Below are 26121 nucleotides of genomic sequence, written 5' to 3' on the forward strand. Positions count from 1 at the left end.
ATTTGTTTGCGCCGTCAAACCCTGCGGGTAATCCCCGATGCTCGTTTGATGAAGCGATTTCGCGCCCGGCAGCACGCTTTCGATCATTTGATCGAAAGGGCGGCGTGTCGCGCCAGGCACGCCTCGATGCGCCACGAAACGCAGCACTGGCGCCAAACGCCGGACGCAAAAGACTTTTCAACGCTCGAGCGCCGCCCCGTGCGTGTCGCGAATCGCGCCCTGGCCTGCTCATTGCATATAGAGAGCACAACGCGGGGCATTGCACGAAAACATCAAGCAGCCGCGTAAGCGAAAAAGGAGGAGGCAATGAGCAAATCGCAAGCACGCGCACCGTCGCTCGATCGGCCGTTCGACGTCGAGCGGCGCTACGTGCGCATGAAGGCACTGCGCGAGGACGGCTTCGTCGAGTTCGACTTTTCGATTGGCGACCCGCGCATCTGCGTGGAGCTCGTGATGCGCGAGCCGGACTATCGCGCGTTCTGCGATATACACGACGCCGTGCGGCTCTCCGCGCTAGAAGCCGCCGCGCTGGACGCCGAAGAACTCAAGTGGCGCTACGGCCAGCCAGGTCTCGCCGAATAACCGGCAGCGCCACTCAACCCATTACACGGAGGAGCACGAGATGCAAATCGATATCAAGACTTCGGCGGTCCAGCCCGTACGGCAGACCTTCTCGCATATTGCGCGGCGCCTCGGCGCCGACAAACCCGCGTCGCGCTACCAGGAAGCTACGTTCGACCTGCAGCCCGAGGTCAACTTTCACTATCGCCCGCTGTGGCAGCCGCAATACGAGCTGTACGACAAGGCGCGCACCGCCATCCGCATGAACGACTGGTACGCGTTCAAGGACCCGCGCCAGTACTACTACGGCGCCTATACGATCACACGTTCGCGCCAGCAGGAGACGATGGAGAAGAACATCGAGTTCGTCACGCGGCGTGCGCTGCTCTCGGGCTTGTCCGATGAACAGAAAGAACGCATCGCCTCGCTGATGGTGCCGCTGCGTCACGTGGAGTGGGCCGCGAACACGAACAACTGCTTCGTCACCGCGTATGGCTGGGGCACGGCCATCACGCAGGCCACCATGTACCACTGCATGGACCGGCTCGGACTCGCCCAGTATCTCTCACGCGTCGGCCTGCTGCTCGACGGCAATCTCGGCACCTCGCTCGTGGCAGGCAAGGCCGCGTGGCTCGGCGCACCGTTGTGGCAACCGCTGCGCCACCTCGTGGAGGACCTCATGGTCGTGCAGGACTGGTTCGAAACCTTCACGGCGCAAAATGCCGTGCTCGACGGACTGCTTTACCCCCTCGTGTATCGCCACATCGACGCGCGGCTCTGCGCGCAATCCAGCGCGGGCCTCGGCATGCTCAACGAATTCGCGATCGGCTGGTTCGATGAAACGAGCCGTTGGGTGGATGCCACGCTGAAGACCGCGGCAGCCGAGTCGCCGGAAAACGCCGCCCTGCTCTCGTGCTGGATCGAAATGTGGCGCGGTCGAACGCTCGAAGCCTTGCAGCCGCTTGCGGTCGAGGCACTCGGCAACGAGGATGCCGCCGCTGCGCTCGCCGATATCGACACGGCATTTACTGCACGCATCACGAAGCTCGGCATCGCGATTGCCGCAGCAGGCGAGCGCACGGAGGCCCGTCATGGCTGACACCGTCTTCATCGCCTTCCAGACCAACGACGATTCGCGGCCCATCGTGGAAGCCATCGCCGAAGACAACCCGCATGCCGTCGTCAATGCCCTGCCGGCCATGGTCAAGATCGACGCCCAAGGCCGCCTCGTCATCAAGCGTGAATCGATTGAAGCGCGCATTGGCCGCCCGTTCGATCTGCGCGAACTGCAGCTGAACCTGATCTCGCTTTCCGGCAACATCGACGAAACCGACGACGAATTCATTCTGGCGTGGAACGCCTGAGCGAAAACTAACAGGAGACTGACAATGAGCACGCCCACGAGTACGCCGAAAAAACTCAGCATTAAGGATAACTATGCAATGCTCACGCGCGGCCTTGCGTGGGAAAGCACGTACCAGCCCATGGACACGATCTTCCCATACGACCGCTTCGAGGGCATCAAGGTCCACGACTGGGACCGCTGGGAAGACCCATTCCGTCTCACGATGGACGCCTACTGGAAATATCAGGGCGAAAAGGAACGCAAGCTCTACGCGATCATCGACGCCTTCCAGCAGAACAACGGCCAGTTCAACGTGACCGACCCGCGCTATATCAACGCGCTCAAGCTCTTTCTCACAGGCGTGAGCCCGCTCGAATACGCGGCGCATCGCGGCTTCGCGCTCGCGGGCCGCAACTTCCGCGGCGCGGGTGCGCGCATCGCCTGCCAGATGCAGGCCATCGACGAACTGCGCCACGCCCAGACCCAGGTCCATACGATCAGCCAGTACAACAAGTTCTTCAACGGCTTTCACGACTTCAGGCACATGCACGACCGCGTCTGGTATCTGTCCGTGCCCAAGTCGTATTTCGAAGACGCCATGAGCGCCGGGCCGTTCGAATTCGTTACCGCTATTTCATTCTCTTTTGAATATGTGCTCACCAACCTGCTCTTCATGCCGTTCATGTCGGGGGCGGCGTTCAACGGCGACATGGCGACGGTTACGTTCGGCTTTTCGGCGCAATCGGACGAATCGCGCCACATGACGCTGGGCCTCGAAGTCGTGAAGTTCCTGCTCGAGCAGGACCCTGGCAACGTGCCGATCATCCAGAAGTGGATCGACAAATGGTTCTGGCGTGGCTACCGGCTCCTCACGCTCGTCGCGATGATGATGGACTACATGCTGCCCAAGCGCATCATGTCGTGGCAGGAGGCGTGGGAAACCTATTTCGAGCAGAACGGCGGCGCGCTCTTCCACGACCTGGAGCGTTACGGCATTCGCCTGCCGAAGTATCACGACGTGGCGACGAAGGAGAAGGACCGTCTCTCGCACGAAGCATGGGGCATCTTCTACAACTACACGCACGCCGCGGCCATGCACACGTGGATTCCCACCGACGGCGAAATGGACTGGCTCGCGCAGAAGTATCCCGCGACCTTCGACAAGCTCTACCGCCCGCGCTACGAATACTGGCGGCGCCAGCAGCAGGAAGGCAAGCGCTTCTACAACAACTCGCTGCCCATGCTGTGCCAGGTGTGCCAGATCCCGATGGCGTTCACCGAGCCCGACGACCCCACGAAAACCTGCTATCGCGAAAGCGATTATCTCGGCAACAAGTTCCACTTCTGCTCCGACGGCTGCAAGGACATCTTCGACAACGAACCCGAAAAATACGTGCAGTCGTGGCTGCCCGTGCATCAGATCTATCAGGGCAACTGCTTCGAATCCGATGTCGATCCCACCGCGCCGGGCTTCGATCCCATGCGCGAGGTGCTGCGCTACTACCACATCGAAGCGGGCGCGGACGGCCACGAATTCGAGGACTCGCCCGATTGCTCGAACTGGCGGCGCTGGACCGGCAAGCCGGCATATGGCGGCGAAACCGCCGGCGATGCCGCACCGGAAGACCAGCCCGAGCGCCGCGCCGCCTGACGCTCGAAGCCCCAGACATCCATTCAAGGAGACACATCATGGCAGTAGTCGCATTGAACGAAGGCTACGCAGGGCCGATGCGCGACCGCGTGGAGAACTTCCACGGCAACCAGTTGCTGTACGTGGGTTGGGAGGATCACCTCATGTTCTGCGCGCCGCATTGTCTCGCCGTCGCGCCCGGCATGACGTTCGGCGCGCTTGCCCGCGAGGTGATCCCGGCGATGTACGGCATGCACCCCGACTGGCCTTCGGTGCAGATCGAAAGCGTCGAGTGGTTCCGCTCGCGCGAGCGCTTCACGCCCGACTTCGACGCGAGCCTCGCCGACAACGGTCTGGGCCACAAGGCGTTGCTGCGCCTGCGCACGCCGGGCCTCACCGGCATCGGCGGCTCGCACAGCTAGAACGGGAGGCAAGCATCATGAGCTATCAATTGACCATCGAACCGGTCGGCCAGACGATCGAGATCGAAGAGGAACAGACGCTGCTGGACGCGTGCCTGCGCGCGGGCGTGTGGCTGCCGCATGCGTGCTGCCACGGCCTGTGCGCGACGTGCAAGGTGCAGGTGGTGGACGGCGAGATCGAGCACGGCGAGGCATCGCCCTTTGCGCTGATGGATTTCGAGCGTGACGAGGGAAAGTGTCTCGCCTGCTGCGCACGCGTGCAGTCGGACGTGACGATCGAAGCCGATATCGACGAAGACCCGGACGCGCGCCATTTTGCGGTGCGCGACCATGCAGGGCGCGTGGCCGAGGTCGTCGATCTGACTCCGACCATCAAGGGCATTTTCGTCGAACTGGACGGCGAAGGCATCGCGTTCCAGGCCGGCCAGTACGTGAACGTGCAGATACCGGGCGAGAGCACGCCGCGCGCGTTCTCTCTCGCGGGCGAGCCTGGCAGTGCGGCGCGTATCGAACTCAACGTGCGTCTCGTGCCGGGCGGCAAGGGCACGACATGGCTGCACGAGCAACTGGGCGTGGGCGACACGCTGCGCTTCTCCGGCCCGTTCGGCCGCTTTTTCGTGCGCGCATCGGACCCGCAACCGATCATCCTGATCGCGGGCGGCTCGGGGCTCTCGAGTCCGCGTTCGATGGTGCTCGATCTGCTCGCGCAAGGCGACACGCGCCCGATTACCCTGCTCTACGGCGCGCGCAGCCGCAGTGAACTCTACTACCACGAGGCCTTCACGGCGCTGGCCCAGCGTCATGCGAACTTCACCTACGTGCCCGCGCTTTCCGACGAGCCCGCAGATTCGGGCTGGGAAGGCTTCCGCGGCTATGTTCACGACGCCGCACGCGAGCACTTCGCCGGCGACTTCCGCGGCCACAAGGCGTACCTCTGCGGGCCGCCCGTCATGATCGAGTCCGCCATCCGCACGCTCATGCAAGGCCAGCTGTTCGAGCGCGACATCTACACGGAGAAGTTCCTCACGCATGCAGACGGTGCCCAAGGCGCGGCGCGCAGCCCGCTCTTCAAGTCCATTTGAGCACACCTTCCCGGCAACCATATTCAAGGAGACGCCATCATGAACTACCAGGCCATCGACACGCTGCTCGCCAGCATGAGCGAACCCACCGCCGGCGCAGCGAACCCGCGCACGAAAGCCATCGTCGATCGCATCGTGCGCGACTTGTTCTACACGATCGAGGACTTCGACGTCTCACCCAGCGAGTTCTGGGGCGCCCTCAACTACCTCGCCGAAGCCGGGCCGGAATTGGGCCTCATTGCGGCAGGCCTCGGCTTCGAACACTTCCTGGACGTACGGCTCGACGAGGCCGAGTTGAAGCTGGGGCTGGAAGGCGGCACGCCGCGCACGATCGAAGGTCCGCTCTACGTGGCGGGCGCGCCGGAATCCACCGGGTACGCCCGGCTCGACAACGGTTCGTGCCCCGGCGAAACGCTCCTTATGCGCGGGCGCGTGCTCGGCGAAAACGGCCAGCCCGTCGCGGGCGCGCTCGTGGAAGTCTGGCACGCGAACCATCTCGGCAACTACTCGTACTTCGATCAGTCGCAGCCGTCGTTTCATCTGCGCGCGTCGATCCGCACCGACGCCGACGGCCGCTACAGCTTCCGCAGCATCGTGCCGGTAGGGTACAGCGTGCCCCCCGCCGGCAAGACGCAGCAGTTGCTCGACCAACTCGGGCGTCACGGCCATCGCCCAGCGCACATCCACTTCTTCGTTTCTGCACCCGACCATCGCAAGCTGACCACGCAGATCAACATCGACGGCGAGCCGCACCTGTGGGACGACTTCGCATTCGCCACGCGTGAGGGACTCGTGCCCGCAGTCGAGCGCCACGGCACTGGCGAAGGCAAGCCATTCGGCATCGAAGGCGAATTCGCGCTGATCGACTTCGACTTCAGGCTCAGCCGCGAGCGGGAAGCGGCGCCGAGTACCGAAATCGAGCGCTTGCGCGCCGCCGCATAACCGGCGCATGCGTCATACAGCCCAGGCGGGCGGCCGTCGCACTTCAGGGGGAAAGGTGATGAAGATCATTCGCGCCGGCTGGGACGACCACCGCTGTCAACCTCGGCATCAGGCAGGTGTTCTGAAGCGCGGCGCGCTCGCACAGTTGGCATTAGCTGGGCCGCCTGTTCCGGCCCAGTTCTTCGTTCGCCTCGCGCTTGCACGCGCTTTCCAGCGTTTGCGCCGCCATGGCCTGCGGCACCACGACCACGCCGTCGTGATCCGCCACGACGACATCGCCGGGCGTGACTAGCGCGCCCGCGCAAACCACCGGCATGTTGACCGAACCGAGCGTCGCCTTGATCGTGCCTTTCGACGAGATCGCCCTGCTCCACACCGGGAAGCGCATGTCGGAGAGTACGGTGACGTCGCGCACGCCAGCATCGATAACCAGCCCCCGCGCACCACGCGCCTTGAAACTGGTGGCGAGCAGATCGCCAAAGTAGCCGTCCATGCAATCGGCGGTCAGCGCGGCCACGACGATGTCACCGGGCTGAATCTGTTCGGCGGCCACATGGGGCATCCAGTTGTCGCCGGGGTGCAAAAGCACCGTGACGGCCGTTCCCGATGCGTTCGCGCCGGCATAAATCGGCCGCATATAAGGCTTGAGCAAGCCGGTGCGGCCCATTGCTTCGTGCACGGTGGCGCTGCCGAATGCTCCGAGCGAGTCGGCAAGACGGCTGTCCGCGCGCGTCGCGTTCGAATCCGGCAACACCTGATCCGCGCGCCGCGCCGCTTTCCCGGCGTTCCCGACTCGCGATCATTCACCGATCCACGAGCCGCGCAAGTCGCTGTCGTGCATGAGTTGCAGCAGCGTTTGCGCCGGGCGGGAAAGCCGCTTTCCCGCGAGCGCGATGAATTCGACATTGGGCAGCGCCGGAAGGCTCGCGACGTTCACGGGCGGCGCCAGTCCGCGTGCCGCAAGATATTGGGGCCGTACGGTGACGCCGAGTCCGGCGCGCGCCGCCGCCACGCAGCCCGAATGGCTGCTGCTCGTGCACACCAGTTGCCAGCGGAAGTCAGTCTGCGCAAGCGCGTCGAGCACCACGGCCCGCGTCACGCTCGGCTCGGCCACAAGAATGAGCGGCAGCGGATGCGCGAGATCCATCGTCGTGCCCGCGCGCGCGAGCCACTCGAGCCGTCCGGTGAAGAGCACCGTGCCGCGTTTGTCTCCCAATCGCCGCTTGCCCACCATCAGGTCGATGGCGCCGGAATCCAGCAGCTCGTAGAGCCGGCCGGTCATGCCGATGGTGATCTCCAGCTCCACGTCGGGATGCGCGTTGCGAAACGCCGTCAGCACGGCGGGCAGCGGGCCGAGCGCAACGTCGTCGGAACAGCCGAGCCGCACCCGCCCGCGCAGGCGCGGCGCACGGAACTGCGACTCGGCGCGGTTGATTGCCTGCAGGATGCTGCCGGCATGTGCCAGCATCGCCTCCCCATCGGACGTGATGGCGAGCGAATGCGTGTCGCGGATAAACAGGCGGCGCCCGATCGCTTCTTCGAGCCGGCGCACGTGATCGCTCACGCTCGACTGCGTGAGTCCGAGCTGGCGCGCCGCTTCGGTGAAGCTGTGGCAGCGCGCGACCGCTTCGAAGGTCCTGAGCCAGATGGGGTTGAGCATGGCGGATGGTTATCGGTAATGCCGATGACAGTCAAAGTCTCTACTGGGGTTCCCGATGAGCCATGGTAACAATATCATGACGGCATTGATGGTGATTGCGCCGCAAAGCCGTACCCGCCCCTGACGCGGCGCGCCGAGAAGTTCCAGATGAACAAGAATTCGAGCCACACGGCGCTGCTATGGATCGTCGCCGCCGGCTTTTTCATGCAGACGCTCGACACGACGATCGTCAACACCGCGCTCCCCTCGATTGCGCGCAGCCTTGGCGTGCGACCGCTCGTGATGCAGCCGGTCATCGTCGCGTACACGCTGACCATGGCCATGCTCACGCCCGCTTCGGGTTGGCTTGCCGACCGCTTCGGCACGCGCCGCGTCTATTTCGTCGCGATTCTGATCTTCGTGCTCGGCTCGCTGTGCTGCGCGAGTGCGCACACGCTCGAGCAGCTGGTGGTCGCGCGCGTGCTGCAGGGGATCGGTGGTTCGATGCTGATGCCGATCGGCCGGCTCGCGGTGCTGCGTGCGGTGAGCGGCGAGCAGTACGTCTCGGCGCTCGCGCTCATTTCGGTGGCGGGCCAGGTGGGACCGATCGTCGGCCCGACGCTCGGCGGCTGGTTCGTGCAGGCCATTTCATGGCACTGGATCTTCCTGATCAACGTGCCGATCGGCCTCGCCGGCCTGTTCGCGGTCCACCGCTATCTGCCGAACGCGTCGAGCACTGCGGCGCCTCGGTTCGATCTCGCCGGCTGCGCACTCGTATCGCTGTGCATGATTGCGTTTTCACTGGCCTTCGACACACCGGTCCAGACGCATCGCGCCGCGTGGTCTGCCGGGCTCTTCGCGCTCGGCATCGCGGCCGCATTCGCTTACGTGGCGTATGCGCGCGGCCGCCGCGATCCGCTCTTCAAGCTCCGCTTGTTCGGCGAGCCGAATTTCAGCGTCGGCCTGATCGGTAATCTCGTCTGCCGCATCGGCTCGAGCGCCGTGCCGTTTCTCGTGCCGCTGCTCATGCAACTCGAGCTTGGTTACTCGCCGCTGCGCTCGGGCCTCATGATGCTGCCCGCCGCGCTCGCGGGTACGGTCGCCAAACGCTGGATTGCGCCGCTGATCCGCCGTTACGGCTACGAGACATTCCTGCTGGTCAACACGCTGATCGTGGGCGCATCGATCGTTGCGTTCGCACTGATCTCGCGCGGCACGCCCATCGCCGTGGAGATTGCCGTGCTGGCCATCTTCGGCGCGGCCAACTCGATGCAGTTCGCCGCGATGAACAGCGTCACGCTCAAGGACCTCTCCCACGAAGACGCCGGCAGCGGCAACAGCCTCTTTTCCATGGTGCAAATGCTCGCGATGGGACTCGGCGTCACCATTGGCGGCGCGCTCGTGAGCCTTGGCGAGGCACAGTGGGGATCGGTGGCGCCCGGCTTTCGCATGAGCTTCGCGGGCGTGGGCGCGATCACGCTGATCTCCGCCCTGGTCTTCCGCCGCATCGACACGCAGACGCGCGTCGCCGCTTCGCCTTCGGCGATGGCGTCAACGGCCGTTCGCCGCTGAGCGCGCGATCAGTGCGCAAGAATCCCCATCGCACGTTTCTTCAGATCCAGGAAGTGTGATTCGAATGCGACCTGTGGCGTGCGCGGCCTTTCCAGTTCGATGGGTACGTCGAGTGCCACCCGCCCCGGCCGCGCTGAAAGCACGACAAGGCGCGTACCGAGAAAGATCGCTTCGTCGATGTCATGGGTGATGAAGACCACCGTGCAGTGGAGCTGCTCCCACAGCGCGGTCAAGAACGTCTGCATGGAACTGCGCGTCTGCGCGTCCAGCGCACCGAAGGGCTCGTCCATCAGCAGCACCTTCGGCTTCATCACGAGCGCCCGCGCAATTGCCACGCGCTGCTGCATGCCGCCCGATAGCTCATAGGGCTTATGGTGGGCGAAAGACTCCAGACCGATGATGCGCAGAATGTCCGCCGACTCCTTGCGCCGTTGCGCCTTGGGCACCGAATGCAGTGACGGCCCGAACTCGATGTTTTGTTCCACACTGAGCCACGGAAACAAGCCGGCCTGCTGGAACACGACGACACGGTCGGCCCCAGGCTGGTCCTTGATCTCGCCATCGACATAGATGTTGCCCTTGGTGGGCGACGTCAAGCCGGCGAGCAAATGCAGCAAGGTCGTCTTTCCACAGCCCGAGGCGCCGAGCACGGTGATGAATTCGCCGCCCCGGAACTGCAGGTTGATGTTTTCCAGTGCCGATGTGGCGCCGAATGTCTTGTACAGAGAATCGATGACGATGTTCAAGTTCGTCTCCTGCTCGACAGTCAGACAGTCAATGGATCAATGCGCCAGATGCTTCGAGTACTGCGGCGCGACGTTGTTGTCGAAACTCGCCGGCACACTCGGAATGCGGCCTATCGAGTTGAGCACCTTGGCCGTGTTCACCAGAGTCAGGTACGTGGCGGAGGTTTTGACGCCTGCGTCGAGGCCCATGACTTTCGGCGTGGTCTGGTCGGCGCCGGAAAACAGCTCGTAACCGGCGAGTTCGCTCGTCGCCACCGGCACTGTCACGCCCGTGGCCTTCGCCATCTCGGCGAGCGCCTTGTCGCGATCCTTCATCGTCACCTGATAGCCCTGGTCGAGCGCGGCGACGAAACCGCGGACCAGGTCAGGATGCGCCTTCGCCCACTCTGAGTTGGCGATACAGACGTTGTAGCTCGAGGCTTCGCGCGGCAGATCGCCGTCCGTCTTGATCGCCTTGCCGCCGGCCGTACGCAGCGCGCTGAATACCGGATCCCAGACGATCGCCGCATCGATCGCACCGGTCACCCACGAGGTGCGCATCTGCGGCGGCGCCATATTGATCTGCGTGACGGACGCATACGGCACGTGCGCAGCCGCAAGGAAGGTCGCCAGTTCGAACGAGGCCTGCGAGCCGGCGACGATCGCGATCTTCTTGCCTTGCAGCCCCGCGACGTCGTGGATGCCGCTATCCGGCTTGACCACGATGCCGGCCGCATTCGTGTAGCGCTCCTGGTTGTACACGATGGTCATCGGCAAGCCCTGTGCGATAGCGGTGACGAGCGGCGGAACGCCCAGGCCGCACATGAACGTGAGACTGTTCGATGCCAATGCACTCATTGCCGCCGGACCCGAACTGAAGAGCTTGTACTGGACGTCCGCGTTCATCTGCTTTTCGAACATATGCTCGGCCATCGACACCATGTACGGATCGGCGCCGTTGTCCTCGTAGCCGATGATCACCTCGGGCTTGCTCTGCGAATGCACCGCGCCGGGAACCAGACAACTGCTCGCCAGCACAGCCGCGCTCATGCCATAGACCCATTGCATCTTTTTCATTTTTCGTCTCCTCCAGTCACCCGATCAGTTATGTCCGCGCCACGGTACGACGATATTTTCGATCTTGCGAATCGCCAGTTCCATTCCATATCCGATCAAGCCGATGATCACGATGCCGACGATCACGATGGCAACCTGCAAGGCCTGTCCGGCGAACTGGACGAGCCAGCCAAGGCCGCTGCTCGCCGCGATCAGTTCCGCGGCAACCAGACAGGTCCACGCCACGCCGATACCCACGCGCATTGCGGTGAAGATCTCCGGCATTGCCGAGGGCAGCACGACCTTGCGGAAGATTTGCGCGTTGGTCGCGCCGAGCGTGCGGGCAACCTCGATGCGCAGCGGCGGTGTGCTTTTCACGCCCGACATCGTGCCGATGATGATCACAGGAATGGTGCCGACCAGAATCAGAATGGCTTTGGGCAATTCGCCGATGCCGAACCACACCACCAGCAGCGGAATATAGGCAAGCGGCGGAACCGGCCGGACGAACTGCAGCAGCGGATCGATGATGTCGAACACGATCTTGTTGCGTGACATCAGCAGCCCGATCGGTACGCCGATCGCAATCGCGCCCACAAAACCAATAACGATGCGAAAGCAACTAATCAGGACGTCGCTGACGAGCGATTGGCCGCCGTAGCCGTTGTGGACGATTTCGACGAAGGCCTGCCACACCGCCGCCGGCGAGGGCAGCGCGAACGCCGGGAAGATGCCCGCCATCGATACCGCCTGCCAGAGCGCGACGCATATCACGAGCACGGCCGTGGTCAGCCAGTACGAATTCAGTTTCCCGTGGCCGCGGCGGATCTTGATGACCGGCTCGGTCGACGAGTCCGCGTGATGCTTCATCATCTTTAGTCTGGGTAGGGCTCTCACCGCCTTCTCCTCAAGTTGAAAAACAATGCGCACACCAGCGCGAAGCTCCGCGTCCGGTTCGGGTTCCGTCTCAATTCAAGTATAGTCAGCGGCTACAAGGCAGATTTCGTCTTCATTTATTTCGCACTCGCGAACTCGCCCGTTTAGTCAAGCATTCTCAATCAATAAAGCGGCGGGTAGTACCAGGCGGGAAGTTCCGATGGGGCCAGTCGCGGATGACCGCTGTCTCCCGCTTTCCCGAAGCGCAGCAGGCCCCGTCCAGCCGATTTCTTCCGATTATTTGCCCCCCGCGCGCTCGCAGCCCCAAGGCCCGCCAGCCGGTCGCGCTGCGCCGCAGCAAGGGCCTGGCGTGCGCGCGTGCGTCGAGTGGCTTGCCGAAAGCGGCGTGCTGACCGTTTCGTCGCGAACCGTCGCTCCGAAATTTACCTAATCGACTCGGACGGCCAGTGTTGAATATCGTGTGTTGATTGACTGGCCGATTCAGCCGATAACCGGCCGCCCAAACGTCCTCTCACCGCCGCCATCGATCACAGGAGCCAGCATGCCGACCCGTACCCCGTCCGCCCTTTGGGCACAGCAATTCCGACGGTCGCCGGAGTCGAAGACAAGTCTGCAGCACCAGATCCGCGAGATGCTGGTGGCCTCCATCCTCGACGGGCAGCTGCCGCCGGACTCCGCCTTGCCTTCGAGCCGCGAGCTGGCCGAGCAGCTCGGCGTGGCGCGCAATACCGTCGTGCTCGCCTACCAGATGCTCGTGGAGGAAGGCTATCTGGTCTCGCGCGAACGCAGCGGGCACTTCGTCAACCCCGAGATGCTGGAGGGCCTGCACGGCGTAACGGTCCAGCAGCGGGTCCAACAGCGGGTCCAGCAGCGCGTGCAGCAACGGGTTCAGCAGCCCGACGTCGTCAAGCCCCATGGCGCCCGGTTGCCCGCCCCGCCCGCGTGGAATGCGCGCATCGTGCGCCCGCCCTCCGCCCAGCGCAACATCGTCAAACCCGCCAATTGGCAGAACTACGCATATCCCTTCATCTACGGGCAGTTCGATCAATCGCTCTTTCCGACCAATGACTGGCGCGAGTGCTGCCTGAAAGCGCTCTCGATCATGGAGATCCGCAACTGGGCGCCCGACCTGATCGAGCGCGATGACGAGTCGCTGATCCAGCAGATCCGCACGCGTGTGCTGCCGCGGCGCGGCGTGTTCGCCATGCCCGAGGAGATCATCATCACGAATGGCTGCCAGCAGGCGCTCTATCTCGTCGCCGACCTGCTGTGCGGCAAGAACACGACCGTCGGCTTCGAGAATCCGGGATATCCCGATGCACGCAATATTTTCGTGAATCGCAACGCGCAGCTGCTCGAATTGCCGATCGACGGCGAAGGGATCGACCCGGTGCGCCTGCGCGACTCGCTCGCCCGCTGCGATTACGTGTTCGTCACGCCGAGCCATCAGTGCCCGACCACGGCGACCATGCCCATCGCGCGCCGCCAGGCGCTGCTGGAACTCGCCCAGCAGCACGACTTCGTCATCATCGAAGACGACTACGAAAGCGAAAACACCTTCTCCGGCACGCCGCATCCGGCCTTGAAGAGCCTCGACACGGCCGATCGCGTGATCTACGTGGGCAGCCTTTCGAAGACGTTCGCCCCCGGCCTGCGTCTCGGTTACGTGGTCGGCCCGCAAGAGCTCGTGCGCGAGTTGCGTTCGCTGCGCCGCCTGATGGTCCGGCACCCGGTGGCCTATATCCAGCGCGCGTTCGCGACGTTCCTCGCGCTCGGACACCACGACGCGCTCCTGCGCCGGCTCGCGCATGCTTACAAGGAGCGCGCCCGCGCGTTGATGGCGGCGCTCGACACCCATCTGCCCGAGGTGCAGTACGTACCGATCGGCGGTGGTGCGTCGTGCTGGGTCCAGGGGCCGGCGTGGCTGGACTCCGCGCGCCTGGCAGACGATGCGCGCGAAGCCGGCATTCTGATCGAGCCCGGCGGCGTCTTCTTTGCCGACGACGCTGAACACAGTCCATGGTTCCGCATGGGCTTCTCCGCCATCAAGCTCGAGAAAATCGAGCCCGGCGTGCGCGCGCTCGCCGAGGTCGTGCGCAAGCAGCGGCCCGCCTGAGCTTCTCAGGAAGTCTCCGGGCGCTGGCCCAGGCGAAAGCTCCGCACTGGTGCTACCGCCATCGAGAGGCAAACCCTAACGTGTCGATATACCGTGCCGCGCGCGAGTCCTCGCGCGCCGGCCGGCGCCGGCTTTTCCACTGGAGACACGTATGGCAGACACGCTCAGCGCCCAACCCGCCGTCACGGCCGACACGCTCGCCGCCTTTTCCGACGCCTTCAACCGCCATGACGCCGACGCGCTGATGGGGTTCATGACCGAAGACTGCGTGTTCGACGCGGCCGGCGGCCCGGAGGTGTATGGCACCCGCTTCGTCGGGCTTGAGGCAGTGCGCGCCGCTTTCGAAGCGGTCTTTCGCACGTTCCCCGACGCCCATTGGGGCGACGGCCGCCACTACGTCGCGGGCGAACGCGGCCTATCCGAATGGGTGTTCAGCGGCACGCATGCCGAAGGCTGGCGGATCGAAGCCGAAGGCTGCGATCTCTTCGAATTCCGCGACGGCCTGATCGCCGTGAAGCGCGCGTTCCGCAAGGAGCGCCCGAAGCAGGCCGCCTGACCCGCGTGCAGCGGCGCAGCGGCGCACCGGCGCACCGGCGCATCGGTCGCCCAGTGTTTTGAAACGAAACGTTCCATTCCATTTCAGATTCACCCATCAAGGACGGAATCCCTTGACCCTCATTGGGTGCCGAATAGCATTCAAAACACGGCGTTCCGTCAAACGATAACCGGAGACAGTTGATGAGCGAAAAGACCCCCACCCAGACGGCCAGCGGCCCGCAGGACATGACCCCGTCCGAGGCCTTTGTCGAAACCCTCGCGGCCAACGGCGTGACCGACATGTTCGGCATCATGGGCTCCGCGTTCATGGATGCGATGGACATCTTCGCGCCCGCCGGCATTCGCCTCATTCCCGTCGTTCACGAGCAGGGCGCGGGGCACATGGCCGACGGCTACTCGCGCGTATCGGGCCGCCACGGCGTCGTGATCGGCCAGAACGGTCCCGGCATCAGCAACTGCGTGACGGCCATCGCGGCGGCTTACTGGGCCCATAGCCCGGTCGTGATCGTCACGCCCGAAGCCGGCACGATGGGCATCGGTCTCGGCGGCTTCCAGGAAGCGAATCAGCTGCCGATGTTCCAGGAATTCACGAAGTACCAGGGCCACGTGACGAACCCCGCGCGCATGGCCGAGTACACCGCGCGCTGCTTCGACCGCGCCATGTCCGAAATGGGCCCGACCCAGCTCAACATTCCGCGCGACTACTTCTACGGCAAGATCAAGGCCGAGATTGCGCAGCCGCGCCGGCTCGACCGCGGCCCCGGCGGCGCCGAAAGCCTGAACGAAGCGGCGGATCTGATCGCGGCCGCGAAGTTCCCCGTCATCATTTCCGGCGGCGGCGTCGTGATGGGCGACGCGATCGAAGAGTGCAAGGCGCTCGCCGAACGCCTCGGCGCGCCCGTCGTGAACAGCTACCTGCACAACGATTCGTTCCCGGCGAATCATCCGCTCTGGTGCGGCCCGCTCGGCTATCAGGGATCGAAGGCCGCGATGAAGCTGATCTCGCGCGCGGACGTCGTGATTGCGCTGGGCTCGCGCCTCGGACCGTTCGGCACGCTGCCGCAGCATGGTATGGACTACTGGCCAAAAGACGCGAAGATCATCCAGATCGATGCCGATCACAAGATGCTCGGGCTCGTGAAGAAGATCTCAGTAGGCATTTGCGGCGACGCGAAGGCTTCGGCGCAGGCGCTGACCGAGCGCCTCGCGAACCGCACCCTCGCGAGCGACGCCTCGCGCGGCGAGCGCGCCGACCAGATCGCCACCGAAAAGGCCGCGTGGGAAAAAGAACTCGACTCGTGGACGCACGAGCGCGACGCCTACAGCCTCGACATGATCGAAGAGCAGAAGCACGAGCGCACGCCCACCGGCGGCGAGTATCTGCATCCGCGCCAGGTGCTGCGCGAACTCGAGAAGGCGATGCCCGAGGACGTCATGGTGTCGACCGACATCGGCAACATCAACTCCGTCGCGAACAGCTATCTGCGCTTTAACAAGCCGCGCAGCTTCTTCGCCGCGATGAGCTGGGGAAACTGCGGCTATGCGTTCCCGACCATCATGGGCGCGAAGGTGGCCGCGCCCCACCGCCCCGCGATCTCTTATGCGGGCGACGGCGCCTGGGGCATGAGCCTCATGGAAACGCTCACCTGCGTGCGCCACAACATTCCGGTGACGGCCGTCGTGTTCCATAACCGTCAGTGGGGCGCCGAGAAGAAGAACCAGGTGGACTTCTATGATCGCCGCTTCGTGGCGGGCGAGCTGGAAAGCCCGAGTTTCGCCGGGATCGCGAAGGCGATGGGCGCGGAAGGCATCGTGGTGGACAAGCTCGAGGACGTGGGTCCGGCGCTCAAGCGCGCCATCGATCTGCAGATGAACCAGGGCAAGACGACCATCGTCGAGATCATGTGCACGCGCGAGCTGGGCGATCCGTTCCGCCGCGACGCGCTCTCGAAGCCCGTGCGCCTGCTCGACAAGTACAAGGACTTCGTCTGAAGGGCCAGCCGCAGCCCGCGCGCGCCGTATGTTGCAGGCAGGTGCGCGCGGGCTGCGTCCGATCGCCGGCCGCAGGCGGGGCACCCGCTTGTGGCCGGTTTTCGTCTGGACACGCCAGCTGCTGGCGTGAGTCCTTCCGTTTGTGCGTCCATGAGCCCATGACACCATGAAAGCCCTGAACCGTATCGTGGAAAGCGCCCGCCTCGCGCCCATGCGCATCGTGCTGTGCGAAGCCGATGACCCACGCGTGCTCGCCGCCGCGGCGCGAGCGCACCAGGAGGGCATCGCGCGCATCATGCTCCTGGGCGACCCGGGCGCGATTCGCGCGGCCGCCGCGCGCGAGTCGGTCGATCTCGGCGAGATCACGCTGATCGACCCGCAAAAGAGCGCATGGCGCGCGGCCTTCGCCGACCAACTGGTCGCGCTTCGCGGCGCTAAAGGCATGACGCCCGCGCTCGCGTGGGAGGAGGCCGCGAAGCCGCTCGTCTTTGCCAACCTGATGGTGCGTCTCGGCCACGCGGACGGGTCGGTGGCGGGCGCGGTTCACACGAGCGCCGATGTGGTGCGCACGGCCATCCAGCTGATCGGCGTCGAGCCGTCGTTCAAGCTTGTGTCGAGCTTCTTCCTGATGATGCTGTGCGAGCCGTTTCATCGCTATAAAGGCGGCCTGATCTTCTCCGACTGCGCGCTCGTGGTGGACCCCGACGCCGCGCAGCTCGCCGAGATCGCCATGGCCGCCGCCGACAGCGCGCGCAGCCTGCTGATGGAAGAACCGCGCGTCGCGATGCTGTCGTTCTCGACGAGCGGCAGCGCCCACCATGCGAGCGTGGATAAGGTGATCGAGGCGACACGGCGCGTGCAGGAGCAGCGCCCCGCCCTCTGCGTGGACGGCGACGTGCAGCTCGACGCGGCGCTCGTGGCCGAGATCGCCGAGCGCAAGATCGAGCATTCGCAGTGCGGTGGCCACGCGAACGTGCTGGTGTTCCCGAATCTCGATGCGGGCAATATCGGCTACAAGCTCGCGGAGCGTCTCGGCGGCGCGAAGGCCATCGGCCCGCTGATGCAGGGTCTGAACCGGCCCGCCAACGACCTCTCGCGAGGCTGCTGCCCCGAGGATATCTATTACGTGATCGCTACGACGGCGGTCCAGGCGCAGACGGCCCGCCAGCGCGACGTCACTCACTCGAAGGAACCCCACGCAGCATGACGCATGAGAAGGTCCTGGTGCTGATCGCCGTGATCGGCGCGGCCAGTTATTTTCAGACGATCACAGGCTTCGGCCTCAGCATGATCGTCATGGGCGCCACGAGCGGCTTCAGCCTCGCGCCGCTCGCAAGCATCGCCACCCTGCTAAGTCTCGTCACGCTCGCTAACAGCGCGGCGGCACTGCCCGGCAAGCTCCACCATATCGACTGGCGGGCCGTGGGCGCCGCGACGCTCGGTGTGCTGCCCTCGGTCGTGGTGGGTGTCCTGGTGCTCGACTATCTGAGCGCCTCGGCTTCCGGCATGCTGCAATTGCTGCTTGGCGCCGTCGTGCTGTATGGTGGCCTGGGCGCCGCGCTGCGGCCTACGCCGCTCGCGCAACGCTCGGGCGACCGCAGCTTTTTCGTGAGCGGCGTGTGCGGCGGCCTCCTGAGCGGCATGTTCGGCGTGTCCGGGCCGCCGCTCATCTTCCAGTTCTATCGCCAGCCGCTCAAGCTGATCGAGATTCGCTGCGCGCTGATCCTGCTTTTCACGGTGACGTCGCTCACGCGCGTGCTGTTCAGCGCCTGGGAGGGCGAGCTTCCCACTTCGATCTGCATCGAGGCTGCGCTCGCCGCGCCGGTCGTGATGCTGATGACGCTCGCGGCGCGCCACTACCCGCCGCCGCTTTCTTCCCTCGCGATGCGCAGGCTGGCGTTCGGCGTGCTGATGATCATCGGCGCTTCGCTCGTGCTGTGTGCGGTGAAGGCGCTGATGGTTTGATGTGAGCCGGGGATTGCCCGCGCAGGAATCGATGACTGCGCGCAGGCCGCGCCCATTGCGCTAACGCGGCGCCCCGATCCATTGCGCGAGACCGATCAGCCGCGCCATATCGAGCGCCTCGCCGGAGTCGAGCGCGACGCAATGCCGGTAGTACGGACTGAGGTCCAGCCCGACACCGAGCCCGATCACATCGACGTCACGCATCGCCTCGTGACGCGCCACCACCTCCTTCAGGTGGTTGTCGAGATAGAAGGCGTCGTTCGTCTGCGCCGTGGCCGTGTCCATCGGGCTGCCGTCCGAGATCGCAACGAGAATGCGCCGCGCCTCGGCGCGGCTCGCGAGCCGCGCGCACGCCCATTCCACGGCCTCCCCGTCCACGCCCTCGCGAAACAGGTCCGCCTTCAGAAGCGCGGCGATGGCCGGGCGGGCGCGCCGCCAGCTCTCGTCGGCGGACTTGAACACCATGTGGCAGGTCTCGTTCAGGCGCCCCGGGTGGGGCGGTCGCCCGCCCCCGAGCCAGTCCGCACGTGCACGGCCGCCGTTCCAGGCGAGCGTCGTGAAGCCGAGCACTTCGGTCGCGATGCCCGCCTGCTCGCATGCGCGCGCGAGCAGATCGACCATCATGGCAACGGGCTCGATATGCGCCTTCATGGACCCCGAGCAATCGATCAGGAAGCCCACCACGCAATCGCTGCGCGGCTCGAATCGCTCGCGCCTGAACACGCGCCGCTCGGCGGGCGAGCTGACGACCTGCGCGAGGCGTCGGCCGTCGATCCGGCCGTCCTCCTCGCCGAAGAGCCAGCCGTCGCGCTGCGGCACCGCAATCGCCATCTGCAGCGTGCGCGCGAGCCGCGCAACGTTGATGCCGCACGCGGCGATGCGCTCGTCGAGCCGCTCCCGATACTCGCGCAGCAGCGCTTCGCGCACGCGCTCAGCGGGCCGGATCTCGCGGTCGTACTGCGTCGTGTATGCGCGATAGCCATTCGCCGCCTCGGCCAGCACGCGGCTCACGCCGGTCGGGGCGAGCGCGGGCAGCTCGACACTCGTTTCGTCGAAGTCGACCCACAGCGAGAACGACGTCAATGCGTCGTCGGCTGCGCGCGCTTCCTCGGCGTCGTCCCCTGCCCGCGCCGCGCGCGCGTCGTCGAGCATCGTCGCGACGCGGCGCGCCAGCTCGCGGGCATGCACCGCGTAGGCGCGTTGATCTGCGCGAGTCGCGCGCAGCCCCGCAAGCTGCACGCCGATCGCAGGCACGATGCCGGCGCGTGTCGCTTCGATCAGATCCTCGGTCTCGTCGAGCACGGGCCAGCCGCTCACGCGCGACCAGACGATCTGCGCCACCGTATAGAGCAGGATGCCGAGATGGCCTTCGCTCAAGCCCGCCCGGCACCAGGCGCGCGACCACGTTTCGAACCGGTGCCGCAGGTTGTGCGCGAGGCCCGGCATGCCGGGCGGCAATCGCGCCTCGCAGCGCACCTGCTCGAACAGCTCGAACAGCAGGCGCTCGATCGGGGCGTCGGGAGACAGCAGGCGGTGCAACGCCGCGTCGGAATGGAGCAGCCGCTGCGCGGCCGCGTCGGCGGCGCCACGCAACGAGGCGAACTCGTCCTCGTAGACATTGCTGCGCAAATGCGGCGCATGCAGCGGCAGGGGCCGCGACTCGCGGCAAAGCCGGCCGCCGCGATAATGCAGCGCGGCGTCGCCGGTGAGCGCGCGCACGGCGGCCGCGCATAGTGACTCGCGCCGCAGCGCGGTGCGCACGGCCTCGGGCGTAGGCGTGGCGCTCACGCGCGCGGCTCCCGCGGTTCGCCGCCCTCGCCGCCCTTCGCGGTGGCCGCTGCGTCCAGCTCGACGCCAAAGCAGCGCTGGTAATACTCGGCGACGATTGGCCGCTCGGCCTCGTCGCACTTGTTCAGGAACGTGAGCCGGAACGCCAGCGCGGGGTCGTGAAAAATCTGGCAGTTCTCGGCCCAGTCGATGACGGTGCGCGGCGACATCAGCGTGGAAAGATCGCCGGTCGCGAACCCTTTGCGCGTCATAGCCGCCATGCTGATCATCGAGTCGACGAGTTGCCGGCCCGCGTCGTCGGTCATCTCCGGCACACGGGCGAGCACGATGCCGGCCTCCTCCTCGCGCGGCAGGTAGTTGAGCGTGGCGACCACGTTCCAGCGGTCCATTTGCGCGTGGTTCAGCATCTGCGTGCCGTGATACAGGCCGTTGAGATTGCCGAGGCCGATCGTATTGGTGGTCGCGAACAGGCGGAAGTGGGCGTGCGGGCGGATCACGCGATTCTGGTCGAGCAGCGTGAAGCTGCCGTCGCGCTCGAGGATGCGCTGGATCACGAACATCACATCGGGGCGGCCTGCATCGTATTCGTCGAAGATCAGCGCGACCGGACGCTGCAGCGCCCAAGGCACGATGCCCTCCTGAAACTCCGTGACCTGGCGGCCGTCGCGCACGACGATGGCGTCCTTGCCGACGAGATCGAGCCGGCTGATATGGCCGTCGAGATTCACGCGCACGCAGGGCCAGCTCAGGCGCGCGGCGACCTGTTCGATATGCGTGGACTTGCCCGTGCCGTGCAGCCCCTGCACCATCACTCGCCGGTTGCGCGTAAAGCCGGCGAGTATCGCGAGCGTGACTTCGGGGTTGAAGCGATAAGCCTCATCCACGTCCGGCACGTGGGCGTCGCGCTCGCTGAAGGCCGGCACCATCAGGTTCGAATCGAAGCCGAAGCGCTCGTGCACCGACACCATGCGGTCCGGCCCCTCCATCGCGCGTTCTGTGGTCATCGCGTTCTCCTTGTCGCGTTCATGACTGCATGCAGGCTGCGGCTTCATTTGCCGAAGCGGCCGGCGCCCGACTCTGTTGCGGCGGGCGGCCACGTCGCGAAGGACGGCGCGTAGTCGCGGGCACGCTCACGGATGCGCGCGCGGCGCTGCAGCCATGCGTAGGTGACGAGCAGCACGGCGAGGCTCGCCACGCCGAGCCAGAGCGGCTTGCGCTGCTCGGGGATGAACGCCATCGCGACGAGAATACCCACCATGCCGGCAATCGCCACCCACGTGAGGTAGGGGAAGCACCACATCTTCACGCGCAGCTCGCCAACGGCCGCCGGATCGAGGCGTTTGCGCAGGCGCAGTTGCGACAGGGCGATCAGCAGATAGACGAAGATCGCGACCGTGCCATACGAGTTGACGAGGAACGCGAACACCGTATCCGGCGACACGTACGACATCACGACCGACACATAGCCGAACACAGTGCCAAGCAGGATCGCGCGCACCGGTACGCCGCGGCGGTTGACTTTCGCGAGCGCCGCCGGTGCGTCGCCGTGGCGGGTCAGCGCGAACAGCATGCGCGAGGCCGCATAGAGTCCCGAGTTGAGCGCCGAGAGCACGGCGGTCAGCACGATCGCGTTCATGATGTTCGCGGCGGCGGGCAAGCCCATCACCTGGAGCGCGCTCACATAGGGCGTCGACATGGCCGGCGAATTCCACGGCACGAGCGCGACCACGAGCAGTACGGAACCGACGTAGAACACGAGCACGCGCGTGATGACGGAGTTCGTGGCTTTCGCGACGGCCTTGGCGGGCTCGCGCGCCTCGGCCGCCGCGATCGTGACGATCTCCGCGCCGAAGTAAAAGCCCGTTGCCGCGACGGCGCCGCTCAACACCGGCCCGATGCCCTTCGGCATGAGGCCGCCATGGCCGAGCAGCGTCGGCAATACGGCGGTCGTATGTAGCGACGACGGCCACAATCCAAGGACATAGAGGCCGCCGAGAAAGAGGAAAACGATGATCGCCGCCACCTTGATCGAGGAGAACCAGAACTCGAATTCGCCGTAGCTGCCCACCGAGATCAGGTTCGTCGCGCTCAGGAGCACGAGCAATACGAGGCTGATGAGCCAGGCGGGCGCGTCCGGTAGCCAGAACTGGACGAGCTTGGCGCCCGCCACCGCCTCGACGGCGACCACGATCACCCAGAAGTACCAGTACATCCAGCCGGTGAGGAAGCCTGCCAGCTTGCCCGGTCCGCGCCAGGTGGCGAATGCTAGACGCGCATATTCGTAGAACGAACCGACTGCGGGCATGGCGCACGCCATTTCGCCGAGCATGCGCATCACCAGCACGACGAGGCCGCCGGTGATGAGGAATGAGAGCACGGCGGCTGGGCCGGTCTGCTGGATCACGACGCCGCTGCCGACAAAAAGACCGGCGCCGATCACGCCGCCTAGCGCGATCATTGTCATGTGGCGCTGCTTTAGGCCACATTTCAGTTCCTGGTTGTCCATCGGGGGTTGCATGTCACCTCCACAGATTTTGGGTTCGATTCTCGAGGCGCCTTTTGGGTGGCGCTTTTTTTGTGGTTTTTTGGGTTTTTTGGGTTTTCCTGTGTTCGCGTCGGTATGCCAGTGTTGCCCCTGTGCGGGGCGGCACCTCCTTTCTTTGCAGCGGCAAAGAAAGGAGGCAAAGAAAGCCGCTCAAACCGCCAGCGCCTGCCACGGTTCACCTCGCACCATTAATGGTGAATGGCTCCGGAGCGTCTGTCACCTCGCACCACCAAAGTGAGTGACAAGGCAGTCATGCATCCCGCTGCTCGCTACGCGCGCTGCGGTTGGGTCTGCAAGGGAAACCGGGTGGCACGCCTGAGCATTCGCCAGAACTCATGTGCCCCGCCGGTTTTTGGCTATGCCCTTCGGCGCGCGTAGCGCCGCCGGAAGGATGAGCGCCTTGTCACTCCGTTTGGGGGCGAGTGGCGACAGACGCTCCGGAGCCATTCACCATTTACGGCGAGATGTGAACTGTGGCAGGCATTAGCGGTTTGAGCGGCTTTCTTTTGCCTACTTTTCTTTGCCGCTGGCAAAGAAAAGTAGGTGCCGCCCCGCACAGGGGCAACGCCTGCATACCGACGCGAAAACAAGGAAAGGCCAACAGCAAACGCACACCATCAAGCCTTCTCATCCCGCCTGAAATACTCCAAATAAAGCAACCTCTGCCCAATCCGCCGGAAAGGCGCAAACGGATGCCCAGGCAGCGGCGACGTAAAAATCGGCAGCGTGTGCTGTGCGCCCTTACCCGCGATGCGCTCAGCAAGCCGCCGCCCCGCCTGCTGCGAATAGGACACGCCATTCCCCCCATAGCCAAGCGCGTAAAACACCGATTGCCGGGGATCCGGCTGACACACACGGGGCATCATGTCGTGGCTCACATCCACCCAGCCCCACCACGAATAGTCGATCTGCACCCCGCGCAGCGCGGGGAACTTACGCGCCATACCTTCCTTGAGCAGATCGAGATGACGCGGATTAGGCGCATCATCGCCAGTAATCGCGCTGCGGCTGCCGATCTGCAACCGGCCGTCGGGCAAGAACCGATAGTAAAAGCGTAGCGTGCGCGTGTCCGTGAGCACCTGAGTCGTGCGAAAGCCGCACGCGGCGATCTCGGCTTCGGTGAGCGGACGCGTGACCATCGAATTCGAAAGGATCGGCATGACCTTGCTGCGCAGCGTGGGATGCAGCGTCTGCGCCGTGTACGCGCCGGTCGCGATGCCAACCGCGCGCGCCCGCACCACGCCGCCCGGCGTGCGCAAGTGATGCACGCCATTGATGGTCTCCCATCTCATCACCGGGCTGCTCGTGTGGACCTTCGCGCCAGCGGCGCGTGCAAGGCGCAGATACCCGAACGCCAGCTTCAGCGCGTGGATGCCAATCCCTTCGGGCTCGTGCAGCGCGCCGGCCGCCTCGTGGTCGTCGATGAATTCGCGGCGAAACGTCTGCGCGCTCAAAAGCTCCGACGGATAGCCGAATACGTCCTTCCACACCTTCGCCTCGGCGGCGAGCTTCGCCATGATGCGCGGACGGTGCGCGATCAGGAAGTGGCCGCCCGGCTGAGGATCGCAATCGATCTCGGCAACGAGTTCCTTGAAGTGATCGAAGCCCTGCTGGATTTCGTCGTGCATTTTCAGTGCGACATCCTTGCCCCAGCGCTCGATCCATTGCGAGCGCGAGAGGCGCCCCGAGGCGTTCTGCCCCTGTCCGCCATTGCGGCTGCTGCAGCCCCAACTCGTGCGGTTCGCCTCCAGCACCACGGCCTTGATGCCATGCTCGCGCGCGAGGCAGAGCGCCGTGGCGAGCCCGGTGTAGCCCGCACCGATGATCGCGACATCCACGTCGAGATCTTTCGTGACGGGACCGTCGTCGGGCGGCGGGCTGCCCGCCGTCGCGACCCAGTAGGTCGGCGCGTAATCCTTGCCGACCCCAGGGCCCGGCGAGACGAGAGGATCGTACGTGGGGTCGTACTTCGTGGAGCCGGACTCGTTCGCGGCAAAGCCGGCGGCGGCGGAATCGACTGTGCTGTATCCCATGATCAATGCTCCACAGGCTTCGTGAAGACGCTTGCATGCTCCGCTGCGAGAGCGGTTCCTGCCGACTGCCTGTTCGTCATGCCTGTCTCCTTGCAAAGCTGTCGTCGTTCTTTGGCGCTCTGTTAGGAAAAATTCTAGGCAGACCAGAATTGCGCAGGTAGAGCCAGTGGACCGGTATCGACTGGTACAGCGCGCGAATCATTCGCATGACGTATCGGGGTAATCCGCTACGTAACCCCGCGAACTTTGCGCTCATACTGAAAATGTGCCGGGAAACTCGAACAATTCGTTTCATTTCCACTGCCCTTCATGACCTTCAGGAGGAAGCCGATGCGCGAGACAGCGCGAGAGACGACGCAAACCCCAATGCAAAACAGGGCGCAAGACAACGCCCCCGCGCTGCGCGAAGAATCGTCAGGGGACGACGCCCGCGTGCTGCGCGCGCTCGTGGTGCTGGAGCAACTGGCGTCCGCGGGCCAGCCGTATACGCTTTCGCAGTTGTCCGCCCGGCTGCATATTCCCAAGGCGACGCTGCTGCGGCTCATCGATTCGCTGGAAGCGCGCGGCTATGTGATCCACATGCCCGATTCGCGTGGGCACGACCGCAGCATCGCGCTGGGCCCGCGCGCAGCGCAGCTCGCGCTCGCCACACTCGCCAACAACACCTTCACGCGCTCGTGCCGCGTGCTGCTGCGCACCCTCGTGGAATCGCTCGGCGAAACCTGCAATCTCACCGCGCTCGACGGCGACCGCGTGCTCTATATCGAGCGTGTCGAAACGACGGAGCCGCTGCGCATGGAGATGCGTCCGGGCATGCACGTTCCGCTGCACTGCACCGCGAGCGGCAAGCTCTTTCTCTCGCAGATGAGCGTGCTCGAGCGCAACGCGCTGCTCGAACGCCTCGTGCTGACAAAGATGACGCACCGCACCCTGACCGCCCCCAGGGCGCTCGCGGCCGAGCTTGAACAGCTCGCGGTGCGCGGCATCGGCATCGACAACGAAGAGTTCGTGCGCGGCATGGTGGCGATTGCGGTGCCGGTGCGCGACCCCGTCAGCAAACGCGTGCTCGCCGCTCTCGCCGTGCATGCCCCGACTGCGCGCGCGACCCTCGAGGAACTGCTGGAGTCGGTGGGCCGCATGAAGCAAACGGCGACTAGACTCGCGCCGCTGCTGCAGGGGCTCTCGCTCGCCTGAACGGGCGCCGGCGCGTCGCCGCTTCGGCGGCAAAACGGCCGCGCTGCGCCGTAGACTTC

General features: G+C 65.0%; 22 protein-coding genes and 1 pseudogene. 14 read left to right on the top strand and 9 right to left on the bottom strand.

Going from position 1 to position 26121, the window contains the following annotated elements; genetic code table 11:
• Window positions 1-306 precede the first annotated feature (306 nt).
• The 7 genes from M3A49_RS27045 to catA are packed head-to-tail and all read left to right on the top strand — an operon-like array spanning window position 307 to window position 5982.
• The gene (locus M3A49_RS27045; RefSeq protein WP_266231774.1) at window positions 307-582 is read left to right on the top strand and encodes a phenol hydroxylase subunit; all 276 of its coding nucleotides are present in this window, start codon (window positions 307-309) and stop codon (window positions 580-582) included.
• Between the two features lie 40 nt (window positions 583-622).
• On the top strand, window positions 623-1660 hold the full coding sequence (locus M3A49_RS27050; protein ID WP_266231775.1) for an aromatic/alkene monooxygenase hydroxylase subunit beta: 1038 nt from the start codon (window positions 623-625) through the stop codon (window positions 1658-1660).
• Window positions 1653-1925 carry an MmoB/DmpM family protein gene (locus M3A49_RS27055; protein WP_028208985.1) on the top strand — a complete coding sequence of 91 codons (273 nt, stop codon included), beginning with the start codon at window positions 1653-1655 and terminating at the stop codon, window positions 1923-1925. Before M3A49_RS27050 ends, M3A49_RS27055 begins: the two co-directional genes overlap by 8 nt.
• 24 nt (window positions 1926-1949) lie before the next feature.
• Complete coding sequence (locus M3A49_RS27060) at window positions 1950-3557, top strand: aromatic/alkene/methane monooxygenase hydroxylase/oxygenase subunit alpha (protein ID WP_266231776.1); 1608 nt, start codon at window positions 1950-1952, stop codon at window positions 3555-3557.
• A 38-nt stretch (window positions 3558-3595) separates the two neighbouring features.
• Window positions 3596-3958 (top strand): phenol hydroxylase subunit P4, encoded by a 363-nt coding sequence (locus tag M3A49_RS27065; RefSeq protein ID WP_266231777.1) that lies wholly within the window; start codon window positions 3596-3598, stop codon window positions 3956-3958.
• Between the two features lie 17 nt (window positions 3959-3975).
• Complete coding sequence (locus M3A49_RS27070; RefSeq protein ID WP_266231778.1) at window positions 3976-5040, top strand: NADH:ubiquinone reductase (Na(+)-transporting) subunit F; 1065 nt, start codon at window positions 3976-3978, stop codon at window positions 5038-5040.
• Window positions 5041-5079: 39 nt separating this feature from the next.
• Entirely contained in the window at window positions 5080-5982 is a 903-nt protein-coding gene (gene catA, locus M3A49_RS27075) for a catechol 1,2-dioxygenase (protein WP_266231779.1), read from the top strand.
• A gap of 154 nt (window positions 5983-6136) precedes the next feature.
• Here the strand turns inward: catA and ligK are convergent.
• Together ligK and M3A49_RS27085 are read right to left on the bottom strand one after the other, a co-directional pair.
• A pseudogene (ligK, locus tag M3A49_RS27080) lies at window positions 6137-6733 on the bottom strand (4-carboxy-4-hydroxy-2-oxoadipate aldolase/oxaloacetate decarboxylase); the annotation flags it as partial.
• A gap of 48 nt (window positions 6734-6781) precedes the next feature.
• A complete protein-coding gene (locus M3A49_RS27085; RefSeq protein WP_266231781.1) occupies window positions 6782-7642 on the bottom strand; it encodes a LysR family transcriptional regulator in 861 nt (286 codons plus the stop codon).
• Between the two features lie 147 nt (window positions 7643-7789).
• Between M3A49_RS27085 and mdtD the strand changes: the two genes are divergently transcribed.
• On the top strand, window positions 7790-9193 hold the full coding sequence (mdtD, locus tag M3A49_RS27090; RefSeq protein ID WP_416339018.1) for a multidrug transporter subunit MdtD: 1404 nt from the start codon (window positions 7790-7792) through the stop codon (window positions 9191-9193).
• Window positions 9194-9201: 8 nt separating this feature from the next.
• Here the strand turns inward: mdtD and M3A49_RS27095 are convergent, their stop codons facing one another.
• Genes M3A49_RS27095 through M3A49_RS27105 form a run of 3 tightly spaced genes read right to left on the bottom strand, consistent with a single transcriptional unit; the run spans window position 9202 to window position 11871 of the window.
• Window positions 9202-9939, bottom strand: a complete 738-nt coding sequence (locus M3A49_RS27095) for an ABC transporter ATP-binding protein (protein ID WP_254357899.1) — start codon at window positions 9937-9939, stop codon at window positions 9202-9204.
• Between the two features lie 36 nt (window positions 9940-9975).
• Window positions 9976-10995: an ABC transporter substrate-binding protein gene (locus M3A49_RS27100; protein ID WP_266231782.1), complete on the bottom strand. Its 1020-nt coding sequence runs from the start codon at window positions 10993-10995 to the stop codon at window positions 9976-9978.
• A gap of 24 nt (window positions 10996-11019) precedes the next feature.
• Window positions 11020-11871 (bottom strand): ABC transporter permease, encoded by an 852-nt coding sequence (locus tag M3A49_RS27105; protein ID WP_266231783.1) that lies wholly within the window; start codon window positions 11869-11871, stop codon window positions 11020-11022.
• A gap of 541 nt (window positions 11872-12412) precedes the next feature.
• Between M3A49_RS27105 and M3A49_RS27110 the strand changes: the two genes are divergently transcribed.
• The 5 genes from M3A49_RS27110 to M3A49_RS27130 all read left to right on the top strand — a co-directional run bounded on the left by M3A49_RS27110 (window position 12413) and on the right by M3A49_RS27130 (window position 18502).
• The gene (locus M3A49_RS27110) at window positions 12413-13987 is read left to right on the top strand and encodes a PLP-dependent aminotransferase family protein (RefSeq protein ID WP_266231784.1); all 1575 of its coding nucleotides are present in this window, start codon (window positions 12413-12415) and stop codon (window positions 13985-13987) included.
• Between the two features lie 151 nt (window positions 13988-14138).
• Window positions 14139-14543: a nuclear transport factor 2 family protein gene (locus M3A49_RS27115; protein WP_266231785.1), complete on the top strand. Its 405-nt coding sequence runs from the start codon at window positions 14139-14141 to the stop codon at window positions 14541-14543.
• Window positions 14544-14725: 182 nt separating this feature from the next.
• Window positions 14726-16537, top strand: coding sequence for a sulfoacetaldehyde acetyltransferase (gene xsc, locus M3A49_RS27120; protein ID WP_266231786.1), 1812 nt, complete (start codon window positions 14726-14728; stop codon window positions 16535-16537).
• Between the two features lie 166 nt (window positions 16538-16703).
• Window positions 16704-17744 carry a phosphate acetyltransferase gene (gene pta, locus M3A49_RS27125; protein ID WP_266231787.1) on the top strand — a complete coding sequence of 347 codons (1041 nt, stop codon included), beginning with the start codon at window positions 16704-16706 and terminating at the stop codon, window positions 17742-17744.
• Window positions 17741-18502, top strand: coding sequence for a sulfite exporter TauE/SafE family protein (locus M3A49_RS27130; RefSeq protein ID WP_266231788.1), 762 nt, complete (start codon window positions 17741-17743; stop codon window positions 18500-18502). Before pta ends, M3A49_RS27130 begins: the two co-directional genes overlap by 4 nt.
• A 60-nt stretch (window positions 18503-18562) precedes the next feature.
• Here the strand turns inward: M3A49_RS27130 and M3A49_RS27135 are convergent, their stop codons facing one another.
• From M3A49_RS27135 to M3A49_RS27150, 4 genes are all read right to left on the bottom strand, one after another.
• On the bottom strand, window positions 18563-20290 hold the full coding sequence (locus tag M3A49_RS27135) for a cobaltochelatase CobT-related protein (RefSeq protein ID WP_266231789.1): 1728 nt from the start codon (window positions 20288-20290) through the stop codon (window positions 18563-18565).
• The gene (locus tag M3A49_RS27140) at window positions 20287-21294 is read right to left on the bottom strand and encodes an AAA family ATPase (RefSeq protein ID WP_416339019.1); all 1008 of its coding nucleotides are present in this window, start codon (window positions 21292-21294) and stop codon (window positions 20287-20289) included. Before M3A49_RS27140 ends, M3A49_RS27135 begins: the two co-directional genes overlap by 4 nt.
• Window positions 21295-21338: 44 nt before the next feature.
• Window positions 21339-22796 (bottom strand): amino acid permease, encoded by a 1458-nt coding sequence (locus M3A49_RS27145; protein ID WP_416339022.1) that lies wholly within the window; start codon window positions 22794-22796, stop codon window positions 21339-21341.
• A gap of 656 nt (window positions 22797-23452) precedes the next feature.
• A complete protein-coding gene (locus M3A49_RS27150; protein WP_266231791.1) occupies window positions 23453-24868 on the bottom strand; it encodes an NAD(P)/FAD-dependent oxidoreductase in 1416 nt (471 codons plus the stop codon).
• A gap of 366 nt (window positions 24869-25234) precedes the next feature.
• Here M3A49_RS27150 and M3A49_RS27155 point away from each other — a divergent pair, with 366 nt between their 5' ends.
• On the top strand, window positions 25235-26062 hold the full coding sequence (locus M3A49_RS27155) for an IclR family transcriptional regulator (protein ID WP_266231792.1): 828 nt from the start codon (window positions 25235-25237) through the stop codon (window positions 26060-26062).
• Window positions 26063-26121: the final 59 nt, after the last annotated feature.

The sequence above is a fragment of the Paraburkholderia sp. CNPSo 3076 genome (assembly GCF_026343935.1).
Classification (GTDB): Bacteria; Pseudomonadota; Gammaproteobacteria; order Burkholderiales; family Burkholderiaceae; genus Paraburkholderia; species Paraburkholderia nodosa.